The 26,299-nt window shown below is 66.6% G+C and carries 26 protein-coding genes and 1 tRNA gene; 12 read left to right on the forward strand and 15 right to left on the reverse strand.

What is annotated here, in order from left to right:
• Positions 1 to 184: 184 nt before the first annotated feature.
• From E3T40_RS00915 to E3T40_RS00925, 4 genes are all read right to left on the reverse strand, one after another.
• Entirely contained in the window at positions 185 to 505 is a 321-nt protein-coding gene (locus E3T40_RS00915) for an ATP-dependent DNA ligase (RefSeq protein ID WP_104170953.1), read from the reverse strand.
• A gap of 2 nt (positions 506 to 507) precedes the next feature.
• Positions 508 to 789: a hypothetical protein gene (locus E3T40_RS00920; protein WP_134542431.1), complete on the reverse strand. Its 282-nt coding sequence runs from the start codon at positions 787 to 789 to the stop codon at positions 508 to 510.
• 29 nt (positions 790 to 818) lie between these two features.
• A complete protein-coding gene (locus E3T40_RS16150) occupies positions 819 to 974 on the reverse strand; it encodes a hypothetical protein (RefSeq protein ID WP_158252176.1) in 156 nt (51 codons plus the stop codon).
• A 173-nt stretch (positions 975 to 1,147) separates the two neighbouring features.
• Positions 1,148 to 2,176, reverse strand: a complete 1,029-nt coding sequence (locus tag E3T40_RS00925; RefSeq protein ID WP_104100603.1) for an NYN domain-containing protein — start codon at positions 2,174 to 2,176, stop codon at positions 1,148 to 1,150.
• Between the two features lie 157 nt (positions 2,177 to 2,333).
• Here E3T40_RS00925 and E3T40_RS00930 point away from each other — a divergent pair, with 157 nt between their 5' ends.
• Both E3T40_RS00930 and ppsA read left to right on the forward strand, forming a co-directional pair.
• Positions 2,334 to 3,152: a pyruvate, water dikinase regulatory protein gene (locus tag E3T40_RS00930; RefSeq protein ID WP_134542432.1), complete on the forward strand. Its 819-nt coding sequence runs from the start codon at positions 2,334 to 2,336 to the stop codon at positions 3,150 to 3,152.
• Between the two features lie 162 nt (positions 3,153 to 3,314).
• Positions 3,315 to 5,753 carry a phosphoenolpyruvate synthase gene (gene ppsA / locus E3T40_RS00935; protein WP_104194701.1) on the forward strand — a complete coding sequence of 813 codons (2,439 nt, stop codon included), beginning with the start codon at positions 3,315 to 3,317 and terminating at the stop codon, positions 5,751 to 5,753.
• Positions 5,754 to 5,983: 230 nt separating this feature from the next.
• On the opposite strand, the gene E3T40_RS00940 is transcribed toward ppsA, so the two are convergent.
• The 5 genes from E3T40_RS00940 to E3T40_RS00955 form a co-directional block, all read right to left on the reverse strand.
• Positions 5,984 to 6,625: a TIGR03943 family protein gene (locus E3T40_RS00940; protein WP_104194702.1), complete on the reverse strand. Its 642-nt coding sequence runs from the start codon at positions 6,623 to 6,625 to the stop codon at positions 5,984 to 5,986.
• Positions 6,626 to 6,736: 111 nt separating this feature from the next.
• Positions 6,737 to 7,345, reverse strand: a complete 609-nt coding sequence (locus E3T40_RS00945; RefSeq protein ID WP_255408691.1) for a permease — start codon at positions 7,343 to 7,345, stop codon at positions 6,737 to 6,739.
• Positions 7,249 to 7,605, reverse strand: a complete 357-nt coding sequence (locus E3T40_RS17245) for a permease (protein ID WP_255408690.1) — start codon at positions 7,603 to 7,605, stop codon at positions 7,249 to 7,251. Before E3T40_RS17245 ends, E3T40_RS00945 begins: the two co-directional genes overlap by 97 nt.
• A 151-nt stretch (positions 7,606 to 7,756) precedes the next feature.
• Positions 7,757 to 8,950, reverse strand: coding sequence for a hypothetical protein (locus tag E3T40_RS00950; RefSeq protein WP_134542433.1), 1,194 nt, complete (start codon positions 8,948 to 8,950; stop codon positions 7,757 to 7,759).
• Positions 8,947 to 9,219 (reverse strand): hypothetical protein, encoded by a 273-nt coding sequence (locus tag E3T40_RS00955; RefSeq protein WP_134542434.1) that lies wholly within the window; start codon positions 9,217 to 9,219, stop codon positions 8,947 to 8,949. The genes E3T40_RS00950 and E3T40_RS00955 overlap by 4 nt, the downstream gene beginning before the upstream one ends.
• 273 nt (positions 9,220 to 9,492) lie before the next feature.
• Between E3T40_RS00955 and E3T40_RS00960 the strand changes: the two genes are divergently transcribed.
• Positions 9,493 to 10,272, forward strand: coding sequence for an HAD family phosphatase (locus tag E3T40_RS00960; RefSeq protein WP_166786534.1), 780 nt, complete (start codon positions 9,493 to 9,495; stop codon positions 10,270 to 10,272).
• Positions 10,269 to 12,776 (forward strand): glycoside hydrolase family 65 protein, encoded by a 2,508-nt coding sequence (locus E3T40_RS00965; protein ID WP_104170946.1) that lies wholly within the window; start codon positions 10,269 to 10,271, stop codon positions 12,774 to 12,776. Before E3T40_RS00960 ends, E3T40_RS00965 begins: the two co-directional genes overlap by 4 nt.
• Before the next feature lie 231 nt (positions 12,777 to 13,007).
• Here E3T40_RS00965 and E3T40_RS00970 read toward each other — a convergent pair whose 3' ends face one another.
• Together E3T40_RS00970 and E3T40_RS00975 are read right to left on the reverse strand one after the other, a co-directional pair.
• Entirely contained in the window at positions 13,008 to 13,802 is a 795-nt protein-coding gene (locus tag E3T40_RS00970; protein WP_134542435.1) for a GDSL-type esterase/lipase family protein, read from the reverse strand.
• A gap of 259 nt (positions 13,803 to 14,061) precedes the next feature.
• The gene (locus tag E3T40_RS00975) at positions 14,062 to 15,537 is read right to left on the reverse strand and encodes a hydroxymethylglutaryl-CoA synthase family protein (RefSeq protein WP_104194705.1); all 1,476 of its coding nucleotides are present in this window, start codon (positions 15,535 to 15,537) and stop codon (positions 14,062 to 14,064) included.
• A 189-nt stretch (positions 15,538 to 15,726) separates the two neighbouring features.
• Here E3T40_RS00975 and mvaD point away from each other — a divergent pair, with 189 nt between their 5' ends.
• Genes mvaD through E3T40_RS17385 form a run of 3 tightly spaced genes read left to right on the forward strand, consistent with a single transcriptional unit; the run spans position 15,727 to position 20,179 of the window.
• The gene (gene mvaD, locus E3T40_RS00980) at positions 15,727 to 16,737 is read left to right on the forward strand and encodes a diphosphomevalonate decarboxylase (RefSeq protein WP_233199295.1); all 1,011 of its coding nucleotides are present in this window, start codon (positions 15,727 to 15,729) and stop codon (positions 16,735 to 16,737) included.
• Positions 16,738 to 16,739: 2 nt separating this feature from the next.
• Positions 16,740 to 17,807, forward strand: a complete 1,068-nt coding sequence (locus tag E3T40_RS00985) for a mevalonate kinase (RefSeq protein WP_104170943.1) — start codon at positions 16,740 to 16,742, stop codon at positions 17,805 to 17,807.
• A complete protein-coding gene (locus E3T40_RS17385) occupies positions 17,804 to 20,179 on the forward strand; it encodes a hydroxymethylglutaryl-CoA reductase, degradative (protein WP_134542436.1) in 2,376 nt (791 codons plus the stop codon). The genes E3T40_RS00985 and E3T40_RS17385 overlap by 4 nt, the downstream gene beginning before the upstream one ends.
• A 261-nt stretch (positions 20,180 to 20,440) precedes the next feature.
• Here the strand turns inward: E3T40_RS17385 and E3T40_RS00995 are convergent, their stop codons facing one another.
• Positions 20,441 to 20,722: a helix-turn-helix transcriptional regulator gene (locus E3T40_RS00995; RefSeq protein WP_134342752.1), complete on the reverse strand. Its 282-nt coding sequence runs from the start codon at positions 20,720 to 20,722 to the stop codon at positions 20,441 to 20,443.
• 518 nt (positions 20,723 to 21,240) lie between these two features.
• On the opposite strand from E3T40_RS00995, the gene E3T40_RS01000 reads away from it, so the two are divergent.
• Positions 21,241 to 22,380 (forward strand): DUF222 domain-containing protein, encoded by a 1,140-nt coding sequence (locus tag E3T40_RS01000; protein ID WP_134542437.1) that lies wholly within the window; start codon positions 21,241 to 21,243, stop codon positions 22,378 to 22,380.
• A gap of 114 nt (positions 22,381 to 22,494) precedes the next feature.
• Here E3T40_RS01000 and E3T40_RS17450 read toward each other — a convergent pair whose 3' ends face one another.
• The gene (locus tag E3T40_RS17450) at positions 22,495 to 22,890 is read right to left on the reverse strand and encodes a recombinase family protein (protein WP_370287843.1); all 396 of its coding nucleotides are present in this window, start codon (positions 22,888 to 22,890) and stop codon (positions 22,495 to 22,497) included.
• A gap of 92 nt (positions 22,891 to 22,982) precedes the next feature.
• Here E3T40_RS17450 and E3T40_RS16495 point away from each other — a divergent pair, with 92 nt between their 5' ends.
• Entirely contained in the window at positions 22,983 to 23,330 is a 348-nt protein-coding gene (locus E3T40_RS16495; protein WP_174843623.1) for a cytidine deaminase, read from the forward strand.
• Between the two features lie 126 nt (positions 23,331 to 23,456).
• Here the strand turns inward: E3T40_RS16495 and E3T40_RS01015 are convergent, their stop codons facing one another.
• Positions 23,457 to 23,963: a DUF4395 domain-containing protein gene (locus tag E3T40_RS01015; RefSeq protein WP_158252174.1), complete on the reverse strand. Its 507-nt coding sequence runs from the start codon at positions 23,961 to 23,963 to the stop codon at positions 23,457 to 23,459.
• 96 nt (positions 23,964 to 24,059) lie between these two features.
• Here E3T40_RS01015 and E3T40_RS01020 point away from each other — a divergent pair, with 96 nt between their 5' ends.
• Positions 24,060 to 24,413 (forward strand): hypothetical protein, encoded by a 354-nt coding sequence (locus tag E3T40_RS01020; RefSeq protein ID WP_134542439.1) that lies wholly within the window; start codon positions 24,060 to 24,062, stop codon positions 24,411 to 24,413.
• A gap of 232 nt (positions 24,414 to 24,645) precedes the next feature.
• On the opposite strand, the gene E3T40_RS01025 is transcribed toward E3T40_RS01020, so the two are convergent.
• A tRNA-Leu gene (locus E3T40_RS01025) sits at positions 24,646 to 24,729 on the reverse strand.
• Positions 24,730 to 24,968: 239 nt separating this feature from the next.
• Between E3T40_RS01025 and E3T40_RS01030 the strand changes: the two genes are divergently transcribed.
• The gene (locus E3T40_RS01030) at positions 24,969 to 25,718 is read left to right on the forward strand and encodes a DUF3662 and FHA domain-containing protein (protein WP_134394340.1); all 750 of its coding nucleotides are present in this window, start codon (positions 24,969 to 24,971) and stop codon (positions 25,716 to 25,718) included.
• On the forward strand, positions 25,715 to 26,299 hold the full coding sequence (locus tag E3T40_RS01035) for an FHA domain-containing protein (RefSeq protein ID WP_104170935.1): 585 nt from the start codon (positions 25,715 to 25,717) through the stop codon (positions 26,297 to 26,299). Before E3T40_RS01030 ends, E3T40_RS01035 begins: the two co-directional genes overlap by 4 nt.

The following is a 26,299-nucleotide window of genomic DNA, read 5'->3' on the forward strand; positions in this document are numbered from 1 at the left end:
GTCAAGCCGAAATTCAGCCCATCCGCCGTACCGTGGTCGATGGAGTTCCCCCACTCCAAACGAATCGGCCCCGGCAGATTCCTCGCCTCCCCCCAGGCGCGGTGAAGCCGGGGCTTTTTCGTGGCGGTCAGCGAACTCCTTTGAACAAATCACGGCCGATCGGCTCTCGCGACCGCTCTGAGAATCAGAGTCGCACTTCCCTTGGTTGGGGCGGCTCTGGGGTGACGCGCAGACCGGCGGGTGTGCTTGAGATGCGGACGAGTTCCTCCACCCATGCCCGGTTCAGGAGAGGTTCTTTGCTGCCCTGAAAGTTGAACTGCAACGAGATGGTGGGGTGGATCCAGATGGAGCTGTGGCCGCTGCCAGCCGCCGCCGTGTACTCCCAGGAGAAAGAGAAGCTCTCCCCTCGACGCACCTTGGCGAGGATGACGATCTTGAGGTGCGCGAGAACCCGATCATCGAACTCGACAACGACAGAGGAATTTCCGTAGACAAATTCGCCCATGATTATTGTCCGAGTCCCACGTCGATGTCGCCCATCATGGCATCGAAGTCCTTCGCTGTTGCCTCTGCGTCCCCGTTTTTTTCCACAGTTCCCTTGATGCCCACTTCCGGCGGCTGCGGGACGGGAAAACGACGTGCCTCCTCTTCTTCACCGTCGCCGACATCGGCGATATCCCTGGCCTCGAAGCCACGGCGGGTGTTGTTCGGGACGCTCCAGCGCCCTGCATTGAGCAGAAGGCCCCCTGCGCGAAGCGTAGGGGACCTTCTGTACGGACGCCGCGTCAAGGGCAGATCCGGTCCGTGCACCGAGTCAGTTAGCGGCGGTTGTCACGCTCGTCACGGTCGTAGTTCTCACGGCTTCCCGATTTGGCCAGGCCGCGGCTAATCATGTAACCGATGGTGAGGAGCGTGGCGGACAGCCAGACGGAGCTGGCCCCGAAACCCTGCCCGTCGTGCCCGTTATCGACCAAGGCGGAAGCGATGAACGCATGACGAGAATCAGCATGTAGGCGATGAATTCGGTCGTCTTGAAAGCAGCCTTCGTCTCGGTCGAAACGCGAGCGACGCGGCCAGTGTTGGGAGTGTTGCTCATAATGTGTTCCTGTGTCCGGTGTGATGTCGGCGCCGGACCGCACGGACCGACTCAGCGTCCCGCGTTCGCCTCCGGGCGCAGACGGATGAGCCGATGCGGGCCATCTTCCTGCAGCTCGGCCACCTCGCTGCGCGAGGAGAGGAAGTCGGTGAAGGAACGGAAGCCGAGCGGTTTTTCGTTGAACGAGGGGTCCATCCGGCGCATCTGGTTCTTCACCGTGCCGGTGTTCAGCCACTCGTCGTCGTCGCCCTTTGCGTGCCCGATCTGCAGGGCACGCACGAGGAGCTCCGACGCGATTGTCTGAGGGTCGATGTCCTCGGCCGGTTCCGGCTCCGGCTCGTCGAATTGCGAACTTGTGGTGTGCGAGAACATCGGGATCGTCGTCAGGGTGCGGGCTTTGACGGGCACCGTCTTGGGTGGCACGGTCGCGGGTTCTGCGGCCTTCCTGCCCGACGGGGGCTTCTGCACGAGCGCCACGGGGGCGGGCGCGGCGGCGGCGACCTTCGCTATGCCGGGGAGAGAGTCATAGTCTTCGAATTCGTCGCACGCAGCCGCGAGGGAGGTGCTGGTCGACCCGGCCACTCCAATGCCCACCACGAAGCGACCGAGACGTTTCGACTTCTGGGCGAGGGCGATGTAATCCGAGTCACCGGCGACGATGATGACGTGGGTGAGGTCGGGCAGCCGGAAGAGGTCTTCGACCACGTCGACGGCAAGACGGATGTCCGCCCCGTTCTTCGTTCCCCGCGTGGTCGTGGTGAATAGCTGGGTGAGGTCAACCGCTCGGGACATGAGCTGGCGTTGGTAGCTCGCATTCACGGGCACGGACCAGTCGGCGTACGCGCGATTGACAACCAGCGTGCCGAACGACGCGGCGAAATCAATGATCGCGTTGAAGTCGACCGTCGCGGCGTTCAGCTTCGCGGCAACCTCGGGCTCGGCATCCGCGCTCGATCTGTCGAAATTACGGATGCCATCGCGCTGGAAGGCATTTCGTCCGTGTAGTTGCTGATAGCGAGAGACGACGATGTTGTCGAAGTCGATGTAGAGGCCGACGCGTGCATCATTCGGTTCAGTCATGGTGGGTTCCTTAGCTACCGGGCGGACGAATCAGTCGCAACCCCAGACTCAAGTCTGCTGCGCACGATGCGACGACGGCAACTCGCGGAATCGACTGCGGCGCTCAGTACGCGCGCACCGATCCGCGCCGAGCCTGCCGGGAGGTACACAATGAGGTATGGCCACTGACGATCCATGCCCGGTTTTCTTTCTCTCGGATAGCACCGGAATCACGGCGGAAACGCTCGGGAGCACCCTCCTGTCCCAGTTCCCCACCGTGGAGTTCGACCGCACGACGATCCCGTTCATCCTGAATGTGGACCAGGCCCAGGCCGTGGTCGACCTGATCGACGCTCTGGTGGAGCGCGGCCAGAAGCCGATCGTATTCTCCACGGCCGTGACCAGCGACATCCGCCGCACCCTCAGCACCTGCACGGCCACCCTGATCGACCTGCTCGGAACCTATCTCGGCGAGCTCGAGGAGACCCTGGCGACGCAGGCCAGCAACGAACCAGGGCGCGCCCACGGCCTCGGCAACGCCGCCCGCTATCAGTCCCGCATGACGGCCGTCGAATACGCGATGGAGCACGATGACGGCCAGAGCCTGCGAGCGCTCGAGAAGGCGCAGCTGATCCTGGTGGCCCCGTCGCGCTGCGGCAAGACCCCCACCACGATGTACCTGGCGCTGCAGCACGGCATCTTCGCGGCGAACTTTCCCCTCGTCGACGAGGACTTCGAGCGGGAGGGTCTCCCCAAGCCACTGCGACCGTTCGTGGACAAGTGCTTCGGGCTCACCACCAATCCCCTGCGCCTGAGCCAGGTGCGCACCCAGCGCCGGGAAGGTTCGCCCTACGCGTCTCTGCGGCAGTGCGGGTTCGAGCTGCGCAGTGCGGAGCGACTCTATGCCTCCCACGGAATCCCGTTCCTCAACTCGGCGAGCATGTCCGTGGAGGAGATGTCGGCCATGATTCTGCAGCAAATGAACCTCAAACGCTGACTCACATTCAAAACGCAGACAAGTGAACATGTCAATCAAGTAAACAAATTGCGCTCAGGCCGGATAGACCTGTCACTATGGGAACAGGGCGCTTATCCATGAGGTGAGCCTCCTCACCTCGTGGCCTCACCTCTGGTCGCACACTGCAAGGGAGCAGAACACATGACGACAGACATCCTCTGGTTTTCCGAAATCGGACTCACGGACCTGGACCGGGTGGGCGGCAAGAACGCTTCCCTGGGCGAAATGGTGCAGAATCTGACGTCGGCCGGCGTCAAGGTGCCCGACGGATTCGCCACCACCGCGGACTCCTACCGCCGGTTCCTGTCCGATTCCGGTTTGGACCAGCGGATCATCGAGCGCCTGCGGGGCCTCGACATCGACGACGTCACCGCGCTGGCATCGGCCGGCAAGGAAATCCGCGGCCTGATGCGTGACACGCCCTTCCTGCCCGAGTTCGAGTCCCAGATCCGGGCCGCCTACGCGGCCCTGGTCCTGAAGCACGGCGGCTCCGACGACATTTCCTGGGCGGTGCGTTCCAGCGCCACCGCCGAGGACCTTCCGGATGCGTCCTTCGCCGGTCAGCAGGAGACGTTCCTGAATGTGCGCGGAATCGAGAACATCCTGCCGGCCATCAAAGATGTCTTCGCCTCCCTCTACAACGACCGGGCGATCGCCTACCGGGTGCACCACAATTTCGAGCACGCCGAGGTGGCGCTGTCGGCCGGGATCCAGCGCATGGTGCGCTCGGACATCGGCTCCTCCGGGGTCATGTTCACGATGGACACCGAATCCGGCTTCCGCGACGCGGTCTTCATCACCTCCTCCTACGGTCTGGGCGAGGCCGTCGTGCAGGGCGCCGTCAACCCCGACGAGTTCTACGTCTACAAGCCGGCACTCGAGGCCGGCCGTCCCGCCATCCTCAAGCGCACCCTCGGCGAGAAGGCGCTGCAGATGACCTTCACGAAGAACCGTGAAATCGGCCGCACGATCGACTTCGTTCCCGTGGACGTCGACCTGCGCAACCTGTTCAGCATCACCGATGCCGACGTGGAGGAGCTGGCCCGCCACGCCCTCTCGATCGAGGCGCACTACGGACGCCCGATGGACATCGAGTGGGGCAAAGACGGCATCGACGGCGGCATCTACATCCTGCAGGCCCGCCCGGAGACGGTGCAGTCGCGAGCGACCGCGGTGTCCCAGAGCCGGTTCAAGATGAACGAGACCGGTAAGGTCCTGGTCGAGGGCCGCGCCATCGGCCAGCGGATCGGCGCCGGAAGCGTGCGCATCCTCTCGTCCATCGACCAGATGGCGAGCTTTGCCACCGGCGACGTGCTCGTCGCGGACATGACCGACCCCGACTGGGAACCGATCATGAAGCGCGCCAGCGCCATCGTGACCAACCGCGGCGGCCGCACCTGCCATGCCGCGATCATCGCCCGCGAACTCGGCATTCCCGCGGTTGTCGGCACCGGGACCGCCACCGACATCCTCTCCGACGGCCTCGCAGTCACGGTGTCCTGCGCCGAGGGTGAGGCGGGCCTGATCTACGAAGGGCTGCTCGACTTCGGCATCGAGGAGACCGCGCTCACCACCCTGCCGCCGGCCCCGGTGAAGGTCATGATGAATGTCGGCACCCCGGAGCAGGCGTTCACGTTCGCCCAGCTGCCCAACCACGGCGTGGGTCTCGCCCGGCTCGAATTCATCATCAACCGTCAGATCGGCATCCACCCCAAGGCCTTGCTCAACCTGGCCGACCAGCCCGCCGACGTGGCCCGCGAGATCAACACCCGCATCGCCGCCTACGGCAACCCGCGCGACTACTACATCAAGCGCCTGGCCGAGGGCGTGTCCACGATCGCGGCCGCCTTCGCGCCGGAGACCGTAATCGTGCGGATGAGCGATTTCAAGTCCAACGAGTACGCCAACCTCATCGGCGGACCGGCCTACGAGCCGCACGAAGAGAACCCGATGCTCGGGTTCCGCGGGGCGTCCCGCTACCTCGAGCCCTCGTTCCGGGACTGCTTCGACCTCGAATGCGAGGCGCTCTCATTCGTGCGAAACGAGATGGGGCTGACCAACGTCAAGCTGATGATCCCCTTCGTGCGCACCCTGGACGAGGCCGCGGGCGTTATTGAACTGCTTGCCGAGAACGGGCTGCGCCGTGGGGAGAACGGCCTCGAGATCGTCATGATGTGCGAGCTGCCGGCCAATGCGCTGCTCGCCGACGAGTTCCTGGACTACTTCGACGGGTTCTCCATCGGCTCCAACGACATGACGCAGCTGGCGCTCGGCCTCGACCGCGACTCGGCGATCGTCGCCGGCGGCTTCGACGAGCGCGACCCGGCCGTGAAGAAGCTGCTCAGCATGGCGATCGCGGCCTGCAAGGCCCGCGGCAAGTATGTGGGCATCTGCGGTCAAGGCCCCAGCGACCACCCGGACTTTGCCGAGTGGCTCGTCGCCGAGGGCATCGACTCCGTGTCGCTGAACCCCGACACCGTGGTCGACACCTGGCTGCGGCTCGCCGGCGTGACCGCGGGCAGCAACCACTTCGGCACGGATGACGCCGCCACCGACCCCAAGGAGGCCTCGGCCGCCTGATCGGAGGTCGAGCTCGCCGAGCCCCGCGGGCGGCGCCCGAATCACCCGGGAACGTGCCACGCAGCTCGGCGCACTCCGGGCATCCGTCGTCGGTGCCCAAACTCGGAGATTTTCACGACACGCCGCGAGATCAGGCCGCCCAGCCGGCGTTTCGGCAATTTCTCCGAGTTTGCGTAGCGACGGATGCAGCGGGCACCGGGCGTCAGAGCGGCCCGATCAGCTTGCCGGCGTCAGTAGACGTACGGCTGGGCGGGCTGGTCCGTGGGCGTGATCTCGCTCGGAACCAGGGCGATGGCCTCCTCGCTGCGGATGCTCGGGTTGGTGTCGAAACCGCTCTCGATGGCAACCCAGCTGTCGGTCGGGAATTCGTCCTGCCAGCCGGAGTAGTAGACGGGGATGCCGACCGGCTGCGCGTCGACCGCGCAGCAGGACACGACGAAGCGGGCCACGAAGAACACATTCTCGGGGTCGCTCGTGTCGGGCGTGACGAACCCGGTCACGGTCGCGGTCTTGTCGGCGAAGAAGTCCTCGCCGCCGCCTTGGCGCACCAACGAGGACCAGTCCCGCACGGTGAAGGTCGAGTAGTCGCCGCCGACGAGGTCGCTCGCCTCTTTCTGCGTGATGAGCGAGGTCGAGCCATTCAGGTCGCGCTTGGCGACCGTGGCCGTGGTCAGGGTCCCCGGCGGCAACACCAGGAGGCCCCCGGTGGCCGCGACGATGATCAGGATGCTGCCGGCCGACCAGAGCCACGCCCAGCGTCCTCCGTCGCCCTCAGGCAGCTCGTGCTCGTGCTCGTCTTCGGCTGCGGGCAGGAGAGCGAATGCGGCCACCACCAGCGCGGCGGCGATCACGGCCATCACCATGGTGAACACGAAGTACCGGGGTGGATGTAGAGCCCGAGCTGCCCGCTGACCCCCAGCCAGACCGTGGCCACAATGCCCACGATGCTGAGGAGCGCGCCCTGCCAGCGCCGCAGGAGCCGTCTAAACGACATAGTTGATCGCCAATCCGAGAACCGCGGAACAGAGAGCCACAATCAGGGTGAGTTGCATCAGGGTCTTAGCCGTGAAGGGCGTGCGCAGCAGGGCCAGCATCTTGATGTCGATCATCGGGCCGAAGACCAGGAAGGCCACGATGGCGCCGGGCATGAACGTCGCACCGAACGAGAGGATGAAGAAGGCGTCGACGTTGAAGCAGATCGAAACCACGAAGGCCAGGGCCATCAGCGCCAGCACGGACCAGGCCGGGTGGCTGCCGAGCGTCACGAGCACCTCGCGGGAGACGGCGGTCTGGATCAGCCCGGCCGGTCCGGCGCCGATAAAGAGCGCCGGCAACATCGCGCTGGTCTCCTTCGTGAACAGACCGGCGCTGCGCTTGATCTTCCCGTCGGCCGCGTCATGGTGGTCGCCGAGTGCACAGGCATCCTGAAACCGGGGAGCGAGCAGGGACTCGGGTTTCAGGTGCCGGCTGTAGATGTAGCAGATCAGGTTGGCGATCAGGAATCCGCCGGCGATGCGCCAGACCAGGATGCCACTGTCCCAACCGAGGTCACCGGGTTGAGGATCGGGGCCGCGAAGAGTAACGTCATCGATTCGCCGACCGTCAGCCCCTTGGCGATCAGGCCGCGCGCCAGAGGCACATTGCCGCACTCGCAAACCGGCAGCAGCATGCCCAGCAGCGAGAGTACGACCCGCCGGGCGACTGGGTTCTTCGGCAGGCGCCGCAGCAGGAACCCCTCCGGCAGCCAGGTCTGCACCACGATCGACAGCACGATGCCGAGGAAGACGAACGGCAGTGACTCGACCACCACGCTGATCGACAGGGTGACGAAGTCGCGGAAGGTGTCCGCCACGGTGTCGGCAGGGGCCGCGGCCGGGCCTCCGGCGCGCGGTGAAGGGCCGCGCGGCGATGGCCTGACTCATGGGTATATCTTGTCCTGTTTCGACTCGGTCGCGCTCGGGACAGGAAGCCATCGGCAGGAGGTTGGCGGGGGCATCCGTCGGTTAGCCGCACCAATCAGGGAGAAAACCGGACACGCTACGGCTGCTGGTGCCGCGGTCGAGGTCTACCAGGGTGGTCGTCATGCCCGAGAACGCGGGCAGGGTCGGGTAGTCGTCGCCGAGGCCGGCCGCCGGGATCGTCTCCACCGCGAGGTACTGGCCGTTCGGCGAGACGCAGAAGTCCCGCACGCGCGACGCGTCCGACGCGGGAGTGAACGCGACGCTCGAGTCGGCGGCGTCGGTGACGGCGATCAGGGAAGCCAGCTGGTTGCTGTCGCCGGTCTCCTGCAGAAACAGGCGGGCGTAGCGCCCCTGCTCGGTGAGGAGCACGAGCTTGCCGGGGTAGGCGCTCGCTTCGAGCAGGCTGGGCGCGAGGTCGAGTGTGGTCACGGCCCCGTCGGCGAGGTCGATCGTCGAGCCTTGGTCGGGGTCGGCGACGACGAGCGCGCGGGTGCCGGGAACGAATCCGCGCATCTCGTCGTGCTCGCCCAACGGGGTCAGCACGGCGTCGCCGAGCATGTCGATCAGGAACAGGGTCTGCCCGGCGTTCTGCACGACGAGAGAGGTGCTGTCCGGCACGAAGCGCAGGTCCATCACCGTCATCGGCAGGCCGTCCACCCCGGTGACCTCGGCCGGGAGGCCCGAGTACTCGGTCAGGTCGTAGACGAAGGGGGTGCGGTCGTAGCGGCGCCCCGCCGTCTCCGGGGCGCTGGTGAAGGTGTACGCGATCAGGGTTTTCGACGGGGAGGCCGCCAGGTTCTCGATCACGCCCGCGCCCGGCACGGGCACCTGCACGTTGTCCCCGCCCCCGAACGAGACCACCTCGAGGGTGGCCGTGTCGTCTTCGGCGAGCGTGACGGCGGCGAGGTGGTTCTCCAGGGCGACATACTGCTGTATGCGCGGGGCGCTGAACACGATGTCTCCGTCGCCCCGGCCCTGCAGGGTCGTGCGGCGCACGGTGTCGGGCCGCTTCGCGCCGGCGTCGTCCACCCGGCTGTCGCGCTGCAGCGCATAGATGTCGGCGTCCGGGGTCGTGAACTCGTATTCCAGGGTGGCGGTGGCGTCCTGGGTGATGCTCGCGACATCCGTCACCGTCACCGTATAGACGGTGTTGTAGCGCAGGATGCCGGCGAACTCCACCGTCAGGGCGCGGTCGGCGACACGAGCGGAGACCTCTGTAGCCGGGGACACCGTCACCTGGCCGGCTTGGACCTCGGCCAGCGGCTGGTTCGCGGTGAGCAGCAGGCGCGCATTGCCACGCGTGACGGCGGCAGTGGGTTAATCTCGGCGGAGGCCAGGCGGGGACCCTGGCTGAAGTTGGCCATCGCGAGGCCCGCCACCAGCAGGACGAGCACCGCGACCGTGACCGAGAAGAGCTGTCGGAAACGCCGGCCCGCCAGCCGCACGGAGCGCGACCGATTCGCGGACGCGGGTGCGACCGAGAGCGCGCTCCGTTCGCGGTTCATCCTGTCAATTGTATCGGCCGATTTTCCGGGCGCGCCGGAGACCGGGGGATCAGGGCCGCGCAACCGGAGAAATCGGCGCAACGCCTTCGGGGGCATAGGATCGGGGGGAGTATTCAGGCGTATGCAGTCCTAGCCCTGGTCCGCAGCGTCGTCAATCGCATTCCTCGCCGCGTTGGCGCACATCACGTCGATCCCCCGATCGAGATCGTGATCATTTGACCGCTTCGATCAGACCTCCCACTGTCTCAGGACCTACCAAGCAAGGCATCAGTTATGACTTCTACGCGATTCCCCCTGTCGCGCGCGGAAACGCGCGCCCGGCTCCTGTCCATGCGCGGTGTACTCTTCGACCTCGACGGGGTGCTCACGCCCACCGCCGATGTTCACATGGCCGCCTGGTCGCGCCTGTTCACCCGCTTTCTCGAGGACCAGGGAGTGAGCCCCGCCTACAGCGACGCCGACTACTTCCAGTACATCGATGGCAAGCCCCGCTATGACGGCGTGCGGTCGCTGCTCGCCTCCCGGGGCATCCAGCTGCCCGACGGCGACCCGACGGACGCCCCGGAGCGCAACACCGTCTGCGGCCTCGGCAACCGCAAGAACGAGGCCTTCAACGAGACCCTCGCCGAAAGTGGCGTCACGCCCTACCCGGGATCGATCGAGTTCCTCGACTACGTCGTGGCCGCCGGCCTCGCCGTGGCCGTCGTCACCAGCTCGCGCAACGGGGAGAAGACCCTCGCGGCAGCCGGCATTCGCGGACGCTTCGAAATCGTCGTCGATGGCCTGCTCTCGGCCGAGCGTGGCCTGGCCGGCAAGCCGGCCCCCGACACCTATGAGCTCGGCGCGGAACTGCTCGGCCTCGATGCGGCCCAGTGCGTCGTCGTCGAAGACGCGCACTCGGGCATCCAGGCCGGCCGCGCCGGCAACTTCGGCCTCGTGCTCGGAGTGGACCGCGGCGTGGGCACGCAGACCCTGCTCCACGCCGGGGCCGACGTCGTCGTCCCCGACCTGCACGAGCTGCTCCCCAACGTCGAAACGGAGGCCGGAGAATGAACCGGATCACCGACACGAACGACCCGCTCGACCGCAACCGATTTCCGATCGACGAGTGGGCCCTGGTCGAGAAGGACTTCTCCGGTGACGACATGGGACGCACCGAGACGCTGTTCGCCACCGGCAACGGGTACCTCGGCCTGCGCGGCAACGTGGACGAGGGCCGGGACGGCCACGCCCACGGCACGTTCATCAACGGGTTCCACGAGACCTGGCAGATCCGGCACGCGGAAGAGGCCTTCGGCTTCGCGCGCGTCGGGCAGACGATCGTCAACGCGCCGGATGCCAAGATCATTCGCATTTACGTCGACGACGAGCCGCTCGTCCTGACCCTCGCGGATCTGCTCAGCTATGAGCGCCGCCTCGACTTCGCCGGCGGCATCCTCTCCCGATCCCTCGAATGGCGCACGCCCTCGGGCAAGCGCGTGCTGATCCAGTCGCGCCGCCTGGTGTCGTTCACGGAACGCCACCTCGCGATCCTCGAGTACGAGGTCACCATGCTGGACGCCGACGCGTCGGTCGTGATCTCCAGCCAGATCCTCAACCGCCAGGACGGCATCGGCGAGTACGACGCCCCGAAGCCCACCAACGGCAAGGACTTCGACCCGCGTAGGGCCGAGTCGTTCACCGACCGGGTGCTGCGCCCCCGCTTCAAACGGGCATCCGAGGGCCGCTACATCCTCGGCTTCCGCTGCACGAACTCGGGCATGACCATCGCCTGCGCCGCCGACCACCAGCTTGAGACGCTCAATGAGTACGACGAGGCCTCGCACATCGGCGACGACCTCGCCAAGCACGTCTACCGCATCAAGGCCAAGCAGGGCCAGTCCATCCGACTGACCAAGACCCTCAGCTACCACACCTCCACCGGCGTGCCCACGCACGAGCTCGCCGACCGGTGCGACCGCACGCTCGACCGCGCCGTCGCAGCCGGAACCGAGCAGTACGTCGCCGAGCAGCGCGACTGGCTCACCGCTTTCTGGGCGCGCACGGATGTCGAACTCGCCGGCCAGCCTGCCCTCCAGCAGGCCACCCGCTGGAACTTCTTCCAGCTCGCACAGGCGTCCATGCGAGCCGACGGCCAGGGCGTGTCCGCGAAGGGCGTGTCCGGATCCGGCTACGGCGGTCACTATTTCTGGGACACGGAAGTGTACGTGCTCCCCTTCCTGACCTACACGTCGCCGAACGCCGCGCGCAACGCGCTGCGATTCCGGCACGCGATGCTCGAGCACGCCAGGGTGCGCGCCACCGAACTGAACCAGCTGGGCGCGCTGTTCCCGTGGCGCACGATCAACGGCCTGGAGTCGTCCGCGTACTACGCCGCCGGCACCGCGCAGTATCACATCGACGCTGACATCTCCTATGCGCTGACCCAGTACGTGTCGGCCACCGGCGATGAGGACTTCCTCTCCCGCGAGGCCATCGACATCCTGGTGGAGACGGCGCGCATGTGGGCCGACCTCGGCTTCTGGCGCGGCAACGGCAACGACGTATTCCACATCCACGGCGTCACCGGGCCCGACGAGTACACGACTGTCGTCAACGACAACCTCTACACGAACATCATGGCCCGCTCGAACCTGCGGGACGCGGTCACCAGTGTGCGCAGACTGCGCGAGGTCGACATCGCCTCCTACGACTTCATGGTCGCCCGCCTCGGACTCGGCGAGGCCGAGATCATCGAGTGGTCGTTCGCCGCGGAAGCAATGCACATCCCCTTTGACAAGACCCTGGGCATCCACCCGCAGGACGCGCAGTTCCTGGAGAAGGAACGTTGGGACCTCTCGCAGACGCCGCCCGCCAACCGCCCGCTGCTGCTGCACTACCACCCCCTCGTGATCTACCGCTTCCAGGTGCTCAAGCAGGCGGATGTCGTGCTCGCCCTCCTGCTGCAGGGTGACCAGTTCACGCCGGAGCAGAAACGTGCCGACTTCGACTACTACGACCCGATCACCACGGGTGACTCGACGCTGTCCGACGTCGTGCAGTCGATCATCGCGGCCGAGGTCGGCTACCACGAGCTGGCGCTCAAATACTTCACCTCGGGCCTGTTCGTCGACCTCGCCGATCTGCACCACAACGCGGCGGACGGCGTTCACGTGGCATCCGCCGGCGGTGTCTGGAGCGCGCTCGTCTACGGCTTCGGCGGCATGCGCGACCACGGCGGCAAGATCACCCTCGACCCGCGACTGCCTGAGACCTGGGAGGCGCTGACCTTCCGCGTCACGCTCCGGGGAACCCGGCTGCGCGTGGACGTGCGTCAGAGCGAGGTCAACCTCACGATCGAGGAGGGCGTCGACGTCATGCTGTCCGTGCGCGGTGTTTCCGTCATTGTGCGGATGGGCCTGCCCATCACGGTCGCGCTGACCCACCAGGGCCCGCGCGACCCGGGGGCACCCTCTCGGACCTTGGTCGAGGGCGGGCGACGGGCCGACGGCACCGTCATCACGTCCTCGATCCCGACGATCGCGCACGCCACCGAGTTCCTGGAGCCGAACGACTAGTTCGCTTCCGCGGGGAGGGCCCCGGCACATCGTCGGGGGCCCTCCCTCGTTTCAAGCCCCGGCCCCGGCCCCTCGTCCGTCGCTCTGGCCCTAACCAATTCGACGGAGATTTCGCGATAGTGACCGCATTTCACATGAAATAGGTCGATTTTCGTCAAAATCTCCGTCGAATTCGTTCGCGGCGTCGGCAGGCCAGTGCCCGGGGAGCCGGGAACCGGGACTGCTACCGAGTTACAGCGCCGCCTGGATGGCCGCCGCGTAGGCCTGGTAGCCGGCGGGGGTCGGGTGGAAGGCATCCGGACCGGCGAAGTAGACCCACGAGTCGACGTCTCCGATGCCGTGGCCCGCGAAAGCCGCGGACACGTCGACGTATTCGATGCTGGAGTTCGGTCGGATTGCCTGGGCCTGGGCTACGACGCCCTGGATGGTCTGGTTTAGCAGCATGGTTGCCCCGTTGAGCTGGGCGATCAGCGGGTCAGCCGAGGGGGCAAAGAGCAGCGGGTAGCCGGTGACGACCACGTGGGCATTCGGGGCGGCCGCTGCGACGCGCGCGTAGGTGTCGGCCAGACGGGCTGTAAGCTCGCCGGAATAGATCAGGGCGCCGGCGGTGGAGATGGCGTTCCCGCACGCGACCGGATCCGCGGACGCGCACGCCGCCGCCACGCCGGCCACATTCAGATCGTTGCCGCCCACGGTAAGTGTCACCAGGGTGGTCCCCCGGTTCAGGGACGACAGCTGCGTGGTGGTCACAGTCCCGGTGGTGGCCAGGCTGCAACTGACGTTGCGCAGCAGGTTTGTGCCCTTCACCGCGTCCAGAAGGGCGGGGTAGCCGCTCGGGCTCTGCAGGCAGCTGTCCACGTAGCCACCGCCGCCTTGCCCAGCCGCGTAGGAGTCGCCCAAGGCGACGTATTTGTTGGCCGGGGCCGTGGGTGCGGCGGATGCCGGTAGAGCACCGGCGGCAAGCACGCCCGAGGCGGCGAGGATGGCGGCGAGGACGCTGGACAGGAGTCGGATTCGGGGTTTCATGGCCCGACTTTACTCGGATCTGCGCTCTAGGTGCAGGGTTGATTTCGGCACGACCTCAGCGACTCCCGGAAAGCGGCCTGGCGCTCAGCCAGCTCGGCTTTCTGGGCCGCCCGTGCTCACGGTGCCGACCTCACCAATTCGACGGAGATTTTGCCGGGATCACCCCGATCGGTGCGAAAAACCGGGTTCTGGAGCAAAATCTCCGTCGAATTGGTTCACGCGCTCAAGGGATTGAATCGCGCGTCAGGCGACGAGAACGTCAGGCGGTAAGGGGCACGTAGCGGTAATACTCGATGCCCTGGTCGTAGAAGTCGGGGCCGTTCGCGGTGCCGAGGTGGTCGACGACGAACTGGTCCTCGGCCGGGGCCGGCACGAGGTCACCGGGGCGCCCCTCGTGCAGCGCGATGTACTGCGCCTCGGTCAGGTCGACCGGGCCGTGCAGGGCGGTCTCGAAGTTGATGCGTGCGGCGGCGGCCTGCCAACCCTCGGCGACCCGCATCGGGAGAGCCTCGGCGGCGTCGCCGCTGCCGTAGCCGAGCGCCAGCCACTCCTGGCCGGCGAGCTCGAGGCCCTCCGTCAGTGCGTGCTGCAGACCGGATGCGAGCCACGCCGGCAGGGCGGCCGTGTAGAGGTTGCCCAGGTCGCGCATGGCGTCCGAGCCGAGGCCGAGCTTCTCGCTGACCAGGGTGTTCCAGACTTCGGTGCTTCGCAGGTGCTGGCGCAGGCGGCGGGACAGCGGGAAGACGTCACCGATGATCTCGCCGATGTCGGCCCCGTTTCCGTGGAACGGCGAGGGTGCGCACATCTCGGCGAGCAGGAGGTCGGCGTCGATCCCGGCATCCGCGCAGTGCGCGCGCAGCTGGTCGCGGCCCGATTCCTTGTCGGCCGCGAGCGTGAACAGGTAGGCCATCACCCAGCCGGTCGCCGGCATCTGGTGGTACGGGCGGTGCATGAACACCCGGTCGACCTCGTTGAAGTAATCGAGGGAATTGCCGGGGCGCTTTCCCAGCATGGCCGCCATCGCGTGGTGGGTGGCGTCGATGTAGCAGCTGGTCGAGTACCGGCCATTGAACACGGGCAGGTCCTGCATCTGCCCGTCGTCGCGGGGCGGCTGCCCGCGGAAGCGCGCGAACGGCTTGCGGAAGTCCGCCACCCGGTAGTCGGAGTCGCTGCCGGACCCGGCCAGATTTACTTCCAGCAGTCGGGCCTCGCTTTCCAGGAGCACAGCGACGGCGCCTGCACCTTGGGTGGGCTCGCCGCTGCCGCCGCGAGCGTATTCGGCGATGTCGGCGGAGACGACGATGGCCTGGCGGCCCACGCCATCCGTCGCCAGGTAGCGCAGGGCGGCCTTGATGCCGTAGACGCCTGCGAGGCAGGCCTGCTTGAACTCGGGCACCTCGCAGTCGCGCGCGAGCAGCGGCATGCCATGGGCGGTGAGGGCGTCGTTGACCATGCCCTTGACGATGACCGCACCGGCCGAGTTGTCGCTGCTGGATTCGGTGCCGAGGGCCAGGAGGCCGACCTGACCGGGGTCGATGTCGTAGTCGCGGATCAAACGCCACACCGCGTTCGCCGCGAGCGTGTAGACACTCTGGCCCGGGCCGCGCATGCGGAAGCTGCGTCCAACGACGTTCCGGACCTTCCCCCACGGCTGGTCGTTCCAGTCGCACCAGGCTTCGAGCTGCACCCGGTAGGGCGGCACGAACAGGGAGAATCCACTAATTCCAGGCGTCAACAGTTCCCTCTTCAGGTTTGGCGTGGTTGTTCACCCACACCGGGTCTCAAACGCACCACTCCATTATCAACGGATCGGTTGGTGAAAGTGGTGACCAGGAGCAGATCGTCAGGCGGAACCGACCCGATCACGGCGGTGCGGCCCCCCGGGAAGCGACTAAAATCGAGTGAACCCGATCGGAGCACCACTGTGGACCAACCCATCGATGGTGGCGCCACCGCCGTGGCCCGCGCGCACAGCAACATCGCCCTCGTCAAATACTGGGGCAAGCGCGACGCCGCCCTGAACACGCCCGCGGTCGGCTCCATCTCGGTCACGCTCGACGCGCTCTACACCGACACCCGCGTCACCTTCACGCCCGGTCTGGTCGCCGATGAACTGTGGCTGGCCGGATGCCGCATCCCGGCCACGCGCATCAGTCACGTTCTCGACCTGGTGCGTGGGCATGCCGCCAGCATGGGCCTGTCCGTCGCTGGACTGAACGCCATCGTGACGTCGACGAACAACTTTCCGACCGGGGCCGGCCTCGCCTCGTCGGCATCCGGCTTCGCCGCCCTCGCGGTTGCCGCGTCCGGCGCCGCCGGCCTCACCCTGGCCGACCGGGAACTGTCGATCCTGGCCCGGCACGGCTCGGGCTCGGCCGCCCGCTCGATCTTCGGCGGCTTCGCCGAGATGCACGCCGGCACCGCCGCCGACGGATCGGACGCCTACGCGGAAGAGCTGCTCGACCGGGCGGGCTGGCCGCTGGCGGTCGTCGTGGCGATCACCGAGCACGGCGAGAAATCGATAAATTCCACTATCGGCATGAACGAGAGCAAGGCCTCCTCGCCGTTCTACCAGGCCTGGCTTGACTCGGCCGACGACGACCTCAACGAGATGCGCTCCGCCATCCGTGACCGCGATTTCGCCCGGCTCGGGCAGCTCTCCGAGTACAACTGCCTCAAACTGCACGCCCTGATGCTCACGACCCGACCCGCACTGATCTATTGGAACGCCGCGACCGTCGCCGCGATGCACGCCGTGGCGGGTCTTCGCGCCCAGGGCGTGCCGGCCTACTTCACCATCGACGCCGGGCCGCAAGTCAAGGTGCTCTGCCTGCCCGGCGACGCCGCCGCGGTTCAGCGGGCGATGGTGCTCGTGCCCGGGGTGCTCGAGGCGCGCATCAGCGCGCTCGGCCCGGCCGCCTGCCGGCTGGAATGACCATGGCGACGACTCTGCCGACGCCTCCGCCGAAGCCGACGATCCGGGCGTCCGCGCCCGGCAAGCTCTTCCTGCTGGGCGAGTACGCCGTGCTCGAGGGCGCGCCGGCCCTGCTCACCTCCGTCGACCGACGCGTAGAGGTGACGGTCGACGAGTCACCCACGGGCTCCTGGCAGGTCAGCGCGTCCAATTTGGGCATCCGGAACCTGGTGTTGGGCACGGATGGCGCCCTCCCGGCCGGGCTCACCGACCAGCAGCGCGACCACCTCCGCGTCTTCGACCAGGTGCGCGTCGCCGTGCAGGCCGCTGCGCTGCGGGCGCGGGTGCTGCCGCAGAGTCAGACCCCGCTCGCCATCACCATTGACAGCAGCGCGCTGTCCCGGGGCGGCCACAAGCTCGGCCTCGGTTCCAGCGCCGCCACCGCCGCCGGCCTGACCGACGCCCTGGCCCGCGCCCTGGGCCTGACGCTCGACCGGAACGAGCTGTTCCGCCTGGCCCACGCCGCCCACCGCAGCGCGCAGAACGGCGCCGGCAGCGGCGGAGACGTGGCCGCGAGCGTGCACGGCGGGTTGATCCGCTATGCCCCGGGTGCCGCAGTGGTGCCTCTGCGCTGGCCGGAGGAGCTCTGCATCTCGGCCGTCGTCACCGGCGAGGGTGCGCTGACCACCCGCCTGGTGGGCCGCGTGGCCGACTACGCCGCCGAGAACCCCGCCCGGCACCGGGCCGACCTGGACCGGCTGAAACACCTCGCCGAACAGGCCGAGGCGGCGCTGGCCAGCCCGGCCGATTTCCTGCGCCTCGCCTCCGACTACTTCGCGGCGCTCACCCAACTCGACGCGCATGCCCAGGCCGGCATCGTGAGCGAGCGACACCGTGAACTGCACGCCCTCGCCCGGCGCGAGGGCGGCATCTTCAAGACCAGCGGGGCCGGCGGCGGAGACGTCGGTCTGGCCTTTAGCTACGCTGGAGAACCCACCGAGCGACTCGCCAGGGCACTCGCCCGGGCCGGGGCCGCCATCGTCCCGCTCGGCTTCTTCGCCGCCGGCCTACAGGGAGGCACCGCGTCATGAGCCGGTCCCGCATCCCCCGCTTCTACCAGTTGTCGGTCAGTGAACGCATCGCGCTCCTCCGGCAACGTGGTGTCCTGTCGACGGATGCCGCCGCGCACCTCGCAGACGGAACGTCCGCCCTCGACGTGGCCGCCGCCGACCGGTTGATCGAGAACGTGATCGGCGTCTTCTCAATGCCGATGGGACTCGGCCTGAACTTCCAGATCAACGGCCGGGACCACCTGGTGCCGATGGTGGTCGAAGAGCCCTCCATCGTCGCCGCGGTCAGCTCCGCGGCCCGGCTGGTGCGCCAGGCCGGCGGGTTCACGAGCGTCGCCGACGAGCCGCTGCTGATCGGCCAGATCCAGGTCGTCGACCTTATCGACCCCGAGCGCGCCCGGGCTGACCTGCTCGCGCGCGGCGACGAGCTCGTGGCGCTGGCCGACAGCGGGCATCCGAAAATGGTGGCGCGCGGCGGCGGCGCCCGCGGCATCGAGGTCTTCCTGCGCGGTGCGACGGCGCAGAACGGCGAACTGCTCGTCGTGCACCTGCTGGTCGACACCCGCGATGCGATGGGCGCCAATCTCGTCAACTCGATGTGCGAACGGCTCGCCCCACTGGTCGAGGAGATCAGCGGCGGCCGCGTGTTCCTGCGCATCCTCTCCAACCTCACCGACCGGGCCCTGGTGCGCGCCCGTGCCGTGATCCCGCACGCGCTGCTCGAGACCGCCGACTTCCCCGGCGAACGCGTGCGCGACGGTATCGTGCTCGCAAACGAGTTCGCGGCCATGGATCCCTACCGGGCCACCACGCACAACAAGGGCATCATGAACGGCATCGACGCCGTCGCCCTCGCCACCGGCAACGACTGGCGGGCGATCGAGGCGGCGGCCCACGCCTACGCCGGCCGCGGCGACGGCTACGGCCCGCTCACCACCTGGAGCGTGAACGACGCCGGCGATCTCGTGGGCGAACTGACCATCCCGTTGAAGGTCGGCACGGTCGGCGGCCAGGTGGAGTCGAACCCGGCCGTACGGCTCGCCCACACGATCCTCGGGGTGTCTTCAGCGGCCGAGCTGGCCGAGGTGATGGCCGCCGTGGGGCTGGCCCAAAATCTGGCCGCCCTCAAGGCCCTGTCGACCAACGGCATCCAGCACGGCCACATGCGCCTGCACGCGCGGGCCGTGGCGGCTGCCGCCGGCGCCAGTGGAGCCCGGTTCGAGGAGGTCGTCGAGAGGCTCATTACCGACGGCGAGATCAAGGTGTGGAAGGCGCGCCAGATCATGCAGGCCCTCGAAGAGAGCAGCGACGGCGACCGGGCCATTGAGCCGGCCGCGCCGGTTGCCGGGTACGGCACCGCCGCCGCCGTCGCCTTGCCCGCGGCTTACCCCGCACCCACGGCCACCCTTACGCCCAGCGCTTCCGCCACGTGCGCTGCTGCCCTCACCCCCGGCGCCCCCGGCCCGGATGCCCACCTCGGCTACGGCAAAATCATCCTGATGGGCGAGCATTCCGTCGTCTACGGCTACCACGCGATCGCCGCGCCGATCGGTCTGTCGGTGCGCGCGCAGGTCACCCGCCAGACGTCGCTCCGCAAACCGGTCATCGCCGACTGGGACGTCGACGGCTCGGTGCGCGAACCGATCCGAGCAGACCTCTCGCACCGGGTGGCGGCGCTGATCGTCACCCGGCTCGGCGTGTCCGACGCCGGCCTTCGGGTCGACGTGTTCTCTCACCTGCCGCGCGCCAGCGGCCTGGGTGCCTCCGCCGCGTTCGCGGTGGCATTGATCCGCGCCGTCGCCGACAGCTTCCAGCTCACGATCAGCGACGCCGAGGTCTCGAGCCTTGCCTTCGAGTGCGAACAGATCGTGCATGGCACCCCGTCGGGCATCGACAACACCGTCGCCACCTTCGGCCGGTCGGTTCTTTTCCAGAGATCGGATGCCCCGGGCGGCCACACGATCCGCGACATCTTCACTCCCCACCCGATCCCCATCGTCATCGGGCTGTCCGGGGTGGAGTCGCTGACGAAGCAGACCGTGGGCCTCGTGCGCAGCGCCTGGCAGCGCAACCCCGCGCGCTACGACGCGATCTTCAGCCAGATCGACGGGCTGGTGTTGGCCGGGGTAGACGCGCTCCGCCGCGGCGACATCGCCGAGCTCGGCGAACTGATGAACATCAATCAGGGACTGCTCAACGCGCTACAGGTGTCGAGCCCGGAGATCGAGTCACTCGTGGCGATCGCCCGCCGCGCCGGCGCCCTCGGAGCGAAGCTGACCGGTGGCGGGGGCGGCGGCGCCATGATCGCTATCGCCGAACCCGGCGGCACCGAACCGATCATCACCGCAATGCGCAGCGCCGGCTACACGACCTACCTCACCGAGATTCGCTGAGCACCCGAAATTCGAACCTGTATTCGAGGTATTCGGAGCTGGGCATCTCGTCATTCCCGACAGCAATAAACGGCGATTATGGCAGTCGTCCACAGGTCTCACGCGTAGTTATCCACATCGGGCATTCCAGTAATTATGCGGGCAACAGCCACATTTCACGCTGCTGTCCACAGGGTTATCCACAAGGCTGCGGATAGACGTATCTTCGACGTCTGCCGGGCCGGCCTGCCCGCCTCGCGGCGCAGGTCTCAATCGGCGGCCCTACGGCGGGCCCACGCGCCCCGGCCACAGGTCGACACCCAAACCGTTCTCCAGACGGGCCACGGTCGCCAGGTCCGGCCAGGACCGCCCGTGCAGCACCGAGAGCAGTGTCGTGTGGTCGAGCCCGGCATCGCGCGCCGCGGCGCGCACGCTCCGCTCGCCGATTGCGGCCTGCACGTTCACCGCGAACTGACGGGCCACCTCGCCGACGGCGCCCGCCGACGGCACGTCGGGCCACCCCACCACGAGGTCACGGGGAGCAGGTCGCGCCGGTCTGGACATAGCCCGAGCGTAGACGACGGATGTCCCCCTCGGATCGCCCACCCCAACCCGTCAGTCGAATCCACGGTGGTCGGGCTTGTCGAGACCCGGTGAGCCGCTCTCTGAACTTGTGAACAAATCATCGAAATAAACACTGAATCGAGTCGACAAATAGTGACAGACTCTCGACTCTGTGTTCGCTTTGAGGTATCCTCGTATAATGATCGATCTCGCGGATGACCTCAGGCAAGCGGCCGATGCCGTCGCCCTGCTGGGTTCCTCGAGTGCCGATTATGAGGCGCTGGCTGATGCCGCAGTGTTGTCCGGTCAGAAGCAGATCGCGGCGGCTCGCCGCCTGCTCGACACCCGCGCCGCGAGGATGGCCGGCACCATCGCCCGCCGGTCCCGGCCGGAGTTGGGCCACTCCGGGTTGGCGGCGCAGCAGGGGTTTCTCTCGCCGGAGGCCCTCATCCAGAAGTGGACCGGCTCCTCGAAGGGCAACGCCTACAAAATGGTCGCCGTCGGCACCATGATGGCTGATGCCGAAGCAGCCGAGAAGCAGGTCGAGGCGGCTCTCCTCGCCCAACGCGGATGCCGCCGAGGTCGCCGAGTTCGAGGCGAAGGTGCCGTGGCAGGCGCCGATCGCCCGGGCCGTCACCGCCGGATTCCTCTCCGTCGACGCGGCCGAGTCGATCCGCTCAGGGCTCGGCCAGATCGACGCCGCGGTCACCGCCGAGAAGCTCGGTGCGGCACTCGAAGCGCTACTCACCGAGGCGTCGTCACTGAATGCCGACGAGGTCTTCAAACGGGCGAGACGGATGCGCGACCGGCTCGATGAGGCCGGCATCGCCGCCCGCGAGAAGCAGGCCTACGACGACCGCTACCTGCAGGTCTACCGGCTTCGTGACGGCAAAGTGCGGCTGAACGGGCTGTTCGCGCCCGAAGACGGCGAGTTCGTGCTCTCCACCTACGACTCCATCATCGGCCCGCGCCGCGGCGGGGTGCGGTTCGTCGACCCGGAGCGGGAAGCCTGGGCCAAGAAGATGCAAGACGACCCCCGCACGACCGAACAGATCGCCGCCGACTCACTGGTGCAGCTACTGAAGATCGCCGGCGAGGCCGACCCGGGCCGGGTCTTCGGCGGGCGCCGACCCTCGGTGCGCATGATCGTGACCGAGAAGGCGCTCAAGACGGGCCAGGCAGGCCAGGCCGAGCAGGTCAACGAACACGGGCCGGCCGAACCCGCCGCTCACGGGCAGATCGAGGGCAACCCTTTCCCCATCTCCCAGGAAACCATCGACCGGCTGCTCTGCGACACCGGCACCCGCGGCATCAAATTCGACGACAACGGCCAGATCATCAACGTCGGCCGCGACGAACGACTCTTCACGGAGAAACAGCGCGCCGCGATGGCCGTGCGTGACGGCGGATGCCTCTGGATCGACTGCGACAGATCACCGGCCTGGAGCGAAGCCCACCACATCAACGAGTGGTTGAAAGGCAACGGCTACACCGACCTCGCCGACGGGGTACTCCTTTGTCATCCGCACCATCTGCTGCTGCACAACCAGCATTGGACGATCAGCCGCACCGGAACTCAGCATTGGTTGCGGCCACCGGTGGAGGTTGACCCGAAGCGGACACTGATCGCTCTGCCGAGCAAGCGGGCGAACCTGTAGGGCGGGACGGGTCGCCGGGTCTCGACGGGCTCGACCACCGGGGCTGAAACTACCGGAACGACAAAAGGCCCCCAATCTCTCGGGGGCCTTTCTGTCCGACTGGGTGGACGGCAATCAACCCATCGTGTTCGCTGTGGGTTGATTGCAAAACTCAAAACTTCGGCCTGACCCCGTGTGCTGGTTGCGTAGTTCCTCGCGATTCTTCTGCATGATCTTGCCGATCCTCTGGCGTTCGACGAAAATCTTCTGAAAATTCGTGGAATCGAGGGACACGCCTCCGCTGGCTCCACCGCGCTGTAGCGCCCGCGAGCGCCACGAAAGCTGGAACGCCTTCCTGAACCGCCTACACCCGTGTGCGGTGTGGTGCAGTTTCTGGTCATCGACGATGTCTTTCGCGTCGCGCAGTGACCGGGCGAGGCGGTCGAGCTTGGTGACCACAAGCGTGTCCCCGGCCCGGCATGCAGCCAGCGCTTCTCGTAGTCCTGGCCGCGCCCGGTTCGTGCCGGTCACCCTTGATCGGTGAACGTCCGGCTATCGGGCACCCGGTAGATCTAGGTCCAGCACATACGTCTGCGACGGACGTCCCAACAGCGAATGCTGGAATGGATGTGCGCCAACTCACCGGTGACGACCTGGAACTCATTGCGAGAGCGGAAGAGGCAATTGATGCCAACGCGGACGTTGAAGGCGGGGTACACACAGTCGGGGCTGCCGTTTGTGATGCCACGGGACATATCCACGTCGGCGTCAACGTTTATCATTTCACGGGTGGCTCCTGTGCTGAGCTCGTCGCGCTGGGATCAGCACGAACCTCCGGAGCGCGCGAGCTAACGGCGATTGTCGCCGTGGGCGACAGTGGGCGTGGCGTGAAAACCCCGTGCGGCCGCGATCGCCAAGTTCTTGCCGAAGAGAAAGCGACCGCTGATGCGGCGAGCTCGATTGCTGGCTAGTTCGACCATGAGTTGTCACGGGACGGCCGGGTGCCTCACGAACGGATAGCTTCCCATAACGCCGTTGACAGTTCCTGATGAGGCAATCCGACCGAGCTGTGGTTCTGCGGCGTGGACCCGACCTTTTCACCTTGCTGCTGCGTGAGGAAAAATTAGTCTGTACAACCACGATCCGAGACACCAATGGGTCGTGGTGAGAATTGTGCCGCCGAGAGCGACCATTCCTCCCAGCACGATTCCCAGCGCTGATAATCCGAAATAGAAGGACAAGGCCGCACCTGCAAGTAGCACGGTGGACAGCAGGTAGGAAAACCGTCGTGGACTCGGCGTGGGGGGAAGCGCCGGAGCGCGAAACATATGGCGAACGACCAAGTTATAGACCAGATCGAGAATCATGCCACGGGGAAATAGTGCCCCTGTGAGAGGAACGATTGCACCCAATCCAAGAATGATAGGCGACTGCAAAATCAATCCGAGAACGATCAAGACAGTGCCCACTGCCGGTGTGAATCGTAGGGGCCATGCGTAACAAGACTTGGCTTCATCATCGAGGCCTCCGAATCCCTGCTTATCCAGATTGGTCTTCGTCAGTTCTCTCAGTGCCGCCACCTTCGATTCCTTGATGCTGGCCATAGGCAACCCCATTTCGCAGACAGGGGCTATTCCTCTTTTCTTAAAAAATCTCAATGTTCCTAGGATATCGAACCCATGCCTCCGGCCCGGCGATGAGTGTTCACTCCCACTCCCGGCACCTACATGGCAATCGACCGTGCCAGTGGCAAGCGCGTCACCAGACCCGTCACACCAGCGACCGTCACCATCCCGATGGATGCCGGAGCCCCAGCCGAACGGAAACAGGACCCCCGGTTGGCTGTGAAGCACCTCCAGAAGTTCGCCTTCAATTACCTCGCGGCGACCATCGCCGCCGTGTCATCGAACCTGCGGAAGATATTCGACTTCTTCGTGAAGACCGCGGAACGTGACAGCGGCGAGAGTCTCTCCCGAGAACGCCGACGCAAAGAAGCCACCGGAACACCGCTGAATAAACACAGCGCACTTCCCTCCCTGGCGCCGCCGCAGTAGCGGGAACCTCCGCCAATTCCGAACGTCACCCCGCGCACCGAACGCTTCAGCCTGCCTACCAGCAGGCTGATTGGCGTCTAACCCGCGAATTACCGAGCGGCGAACAGCGAAACCGCTCCTGAAATCGCTCGGACTCGTTAAAAGCAGAAGGCCGGCTGAGCATTTCTGCTCAACCGGCCTGTTCGCTTGGATTTCCTGAAAACCATTCCTGGATTTCCTGAAACACCCACTGTGCGCGAGGGGGGACTTGAACCCCCACGTCCTTTCGAACACTGGCACCTGAAGCCAGCGCGTCTGCCAATTCCGCCACTCGCGCGAACTTAGGCAGATTAGCACTTTCCGAGGGCACAACGCCATTCGAGACAGGCAGGCCGCGCGAACACAGGACTGCACGGCGTGGCGAACATCCTGAACACGCGCCCGATATGCGCCCGACATGGTGACCCGGACTGGCTCCCGTAGGATGACAACCCTCACCGGGTATTGCCCGGCGGGTGAGTTAACACTTGGGACAAGTAACATGCTCATAGCCGAAAGGATCGGATCGGGAGACCTGTGGGCATTCTGGATAGTTTTGAAAAGGGTCTCGAACGCGCCGTCAACGGTGCGTTCGCCAAGACCTTCAGGTCGGGGCTGCAGCCGGTTGAAATCACCTCAGCGCTGCGTCGCGAACTCGACACAAAAGCAGCGGTCGTGTCCCGCGATCGCATTCTCGCGCCCAATCGCTTCACGGTGCGAATGAGCCATGCCGACTTCCAGCGCATGTCCGCCCTTGGCCAGACCCTCCTCGACGAACTCACCGAACTCGTGCAGCTGCACGGCCGCGAGCAGCGTTACCAGTTCGCCGGCGGCGTCTCGATCACCCTGTCCGCGGATCGCGGCCTCAGTGAGGGCATGGTCCAGATCGACTCCAGCACGATCAAGGGCAGCGTCGCCTGGATCCCCGTGGTCGAGGTCAACGGCAAGCGCTACCCCCTGACGCAGTCACACACCGTCATCGGCCGCGGGAGCGACGCCGACATCACCATCGACGACTCCGGCACCTCTCGCCGGCATGTCGAGATCCTCTGGGACGGCTCCCGTGCCCAGGTGCGCGACCTCGGCTCGACAAACGGCTCCCAGCTCAACGGTTCACCGGTCACGCAGGCCATCCTCGAGCCCGATTCCGTCGTCACCATCGGCCGCACCCGCATCGTCTTCAGGGTCATCGCGCAGGCATCCTCTTCCGAGCCGGTGACCGAGCGTCGCCGCGACGGCGGCCGCGAACGTCACGACATGGACGGATTCTGGGGACCCACCGCATGAGCGTCAGCGAGCTCACCCTGCTGGTGCTGCGCCTCGGCTTCCTGCTGGTGCTCTGGCTCTTCATCTTCGGCATCGTCTATGCCCTGCGCAGCGACCTGTTCGGCCAGCGCGCACGCAAGATGCAGGCGGATGTCGTTGGCTCGGCCGGCGCGCCCGCCGCGTTCCCGAGCGCCACGCCCGTGCCGAGCGCCACCCAGCCTCCCGCCGCCGCGGCCTCCGCGCCGACGGAGCAGTTCACGGCTCGGCCGAGCCCGGCGTTCACCGCCGTGGACGACAAGGCCACCAGCCAGAACGCGACCCGCCTCGTGATCACCTCCGGCCCGAAGTCCGGCACCGAGTTCCCGCTCACCGGCGACTCGATCACGATCGGGCGGTCGGGCGACTCGAGCCTCGTCATCCGTGACGACTACACGTCCACCCACCACGCGCGTCTGATGCTCTGGCATGACAAGTGGATGATCCAGGATCTCGATTCGACCAACGGCACCTTCCTGGACGGCAACCGTTTGGCCGTGCCGACCCCGGTCCCCCTGAACACCACCGTCAAGATCGGCGCAACCAGCTTCGAGCTACGGCGGTAG

The organism is Cryobacterium sp. TMT1-19 (assembly GCF_004403055.1).
In the GTDB taxonomy this organism is placed as follows: domain Bacteria; phylum Actinomycetota; class Actinomycetes; order Actinomycetales; family Microbacteriaceae; genus Cryobacterium; species Cryobacterium sandaracinum.

Bases quoted from the DNA above. Each gene is read 5' to 3' on its own strand.
- E3T40_RS17385 (WP_134542436.1), top strand. From the start codon at position 17,804: ATGAGCCGGTCCCGCATCCCCCGCTTCTACCAGTTGTCGGTCAGTGAA.
- E3T40_RS00915 (WP_104170953.1), bottom strand. From the start codon at position 505: ATGGGCGAATTTGTCTACGGAAATTCCTCTGTCGTTGTCGAGTTCGAT.
- E3T40_RS00960 (WP_166786534.1), top strand. From the start codon at position 9,493: ATGACTTCTACGCGATTCCCCCTGTCGCGCGCGGAAACGCGCGCCCGG.
- E3T40_RS01000 (WP_134542437.1), top strand. From the start codon at position 21,241: ATGCCGAAGCAGCCGAGAAGCAGGTCGAGGCGGCTCTCCTCGCCCAAC.
- E3T40_RS00930 (WP_134542432.1), top strand. From the start codon at position 2,334: ATGGCCACTGACGATCCATGCCCGGTTTTCTTTCTCTCGGATAGCACC.
- E3T40_RS01015 (WP_158252174.1), bottom strand. From the start codon at position 23,963: ATGGCCAGCATCAAGGAATCGAAGGTGGCGGCACTGAGAGAACTGACG.
- E3T40_RS01035 (WP_104170935.1), top strand. From the start codon at position 25,715: ATGAGCGTCAGCGAGCTCACCCTGCTGGTGCTGCGCCTCGGCTTCCTG.
- ppsA (WP_104194701.1), top strand. From the start codon at position 3,315: ATGACGACAGACATCCTCTGGTTTTCCGAAATCGGACTCACGGACCTG.
- E3T40_RS00995 (WP_134342752.1), bottom strand. From the start codon at position 20,722: ATGTCCAGACCGGCGCGACCTGCTCCCCGTGACCTCGTGGTGGGGTGG.
- E3T40_RS16495 (WP_174843623.1), top strand. From the start codon at position 22,983: ATGGATGTGCGCCAACTCACCGGTGACGACCTGGAACTCATTGCGAGA.
- E3T40_RS00970 (WP_134542435.1), bottom strand. From the start codon at position 13,802: ATGAAACCCCGAATCCGACTCCTGTCCAGCGTCCTCGCCGCCATCCTC.
- E3T40_RS00925 (WP_104100603.1), bottom strand. From the start codon at position 2,176: ATGACTGAACCGAATGATGCACGCGTCGGCCTCTACATCGACTTCGAC.
- E3T40_RS00955 (WP_134542434.1), bottom strand. From the start codon at position 9,219: ATGAACCGCGAACGGAGCGCGCTCTCGGTCGCACCCGCGTCCGCGAAT.
- E3T40_RS00985 (WP_104170943.1), top strand. From the start codon at position 16,740: ATGGCGACGACTCTGCCGACGCCTCCGCCGAAGCCGACGATCCGGGCG.
- E3T40_RS00965 (WP_104170946.1), top strand. From the start codon at position 10,269: ATGAACCGGATCACCGACACGAACGACCCGCTCGACCGCAACCGATTT.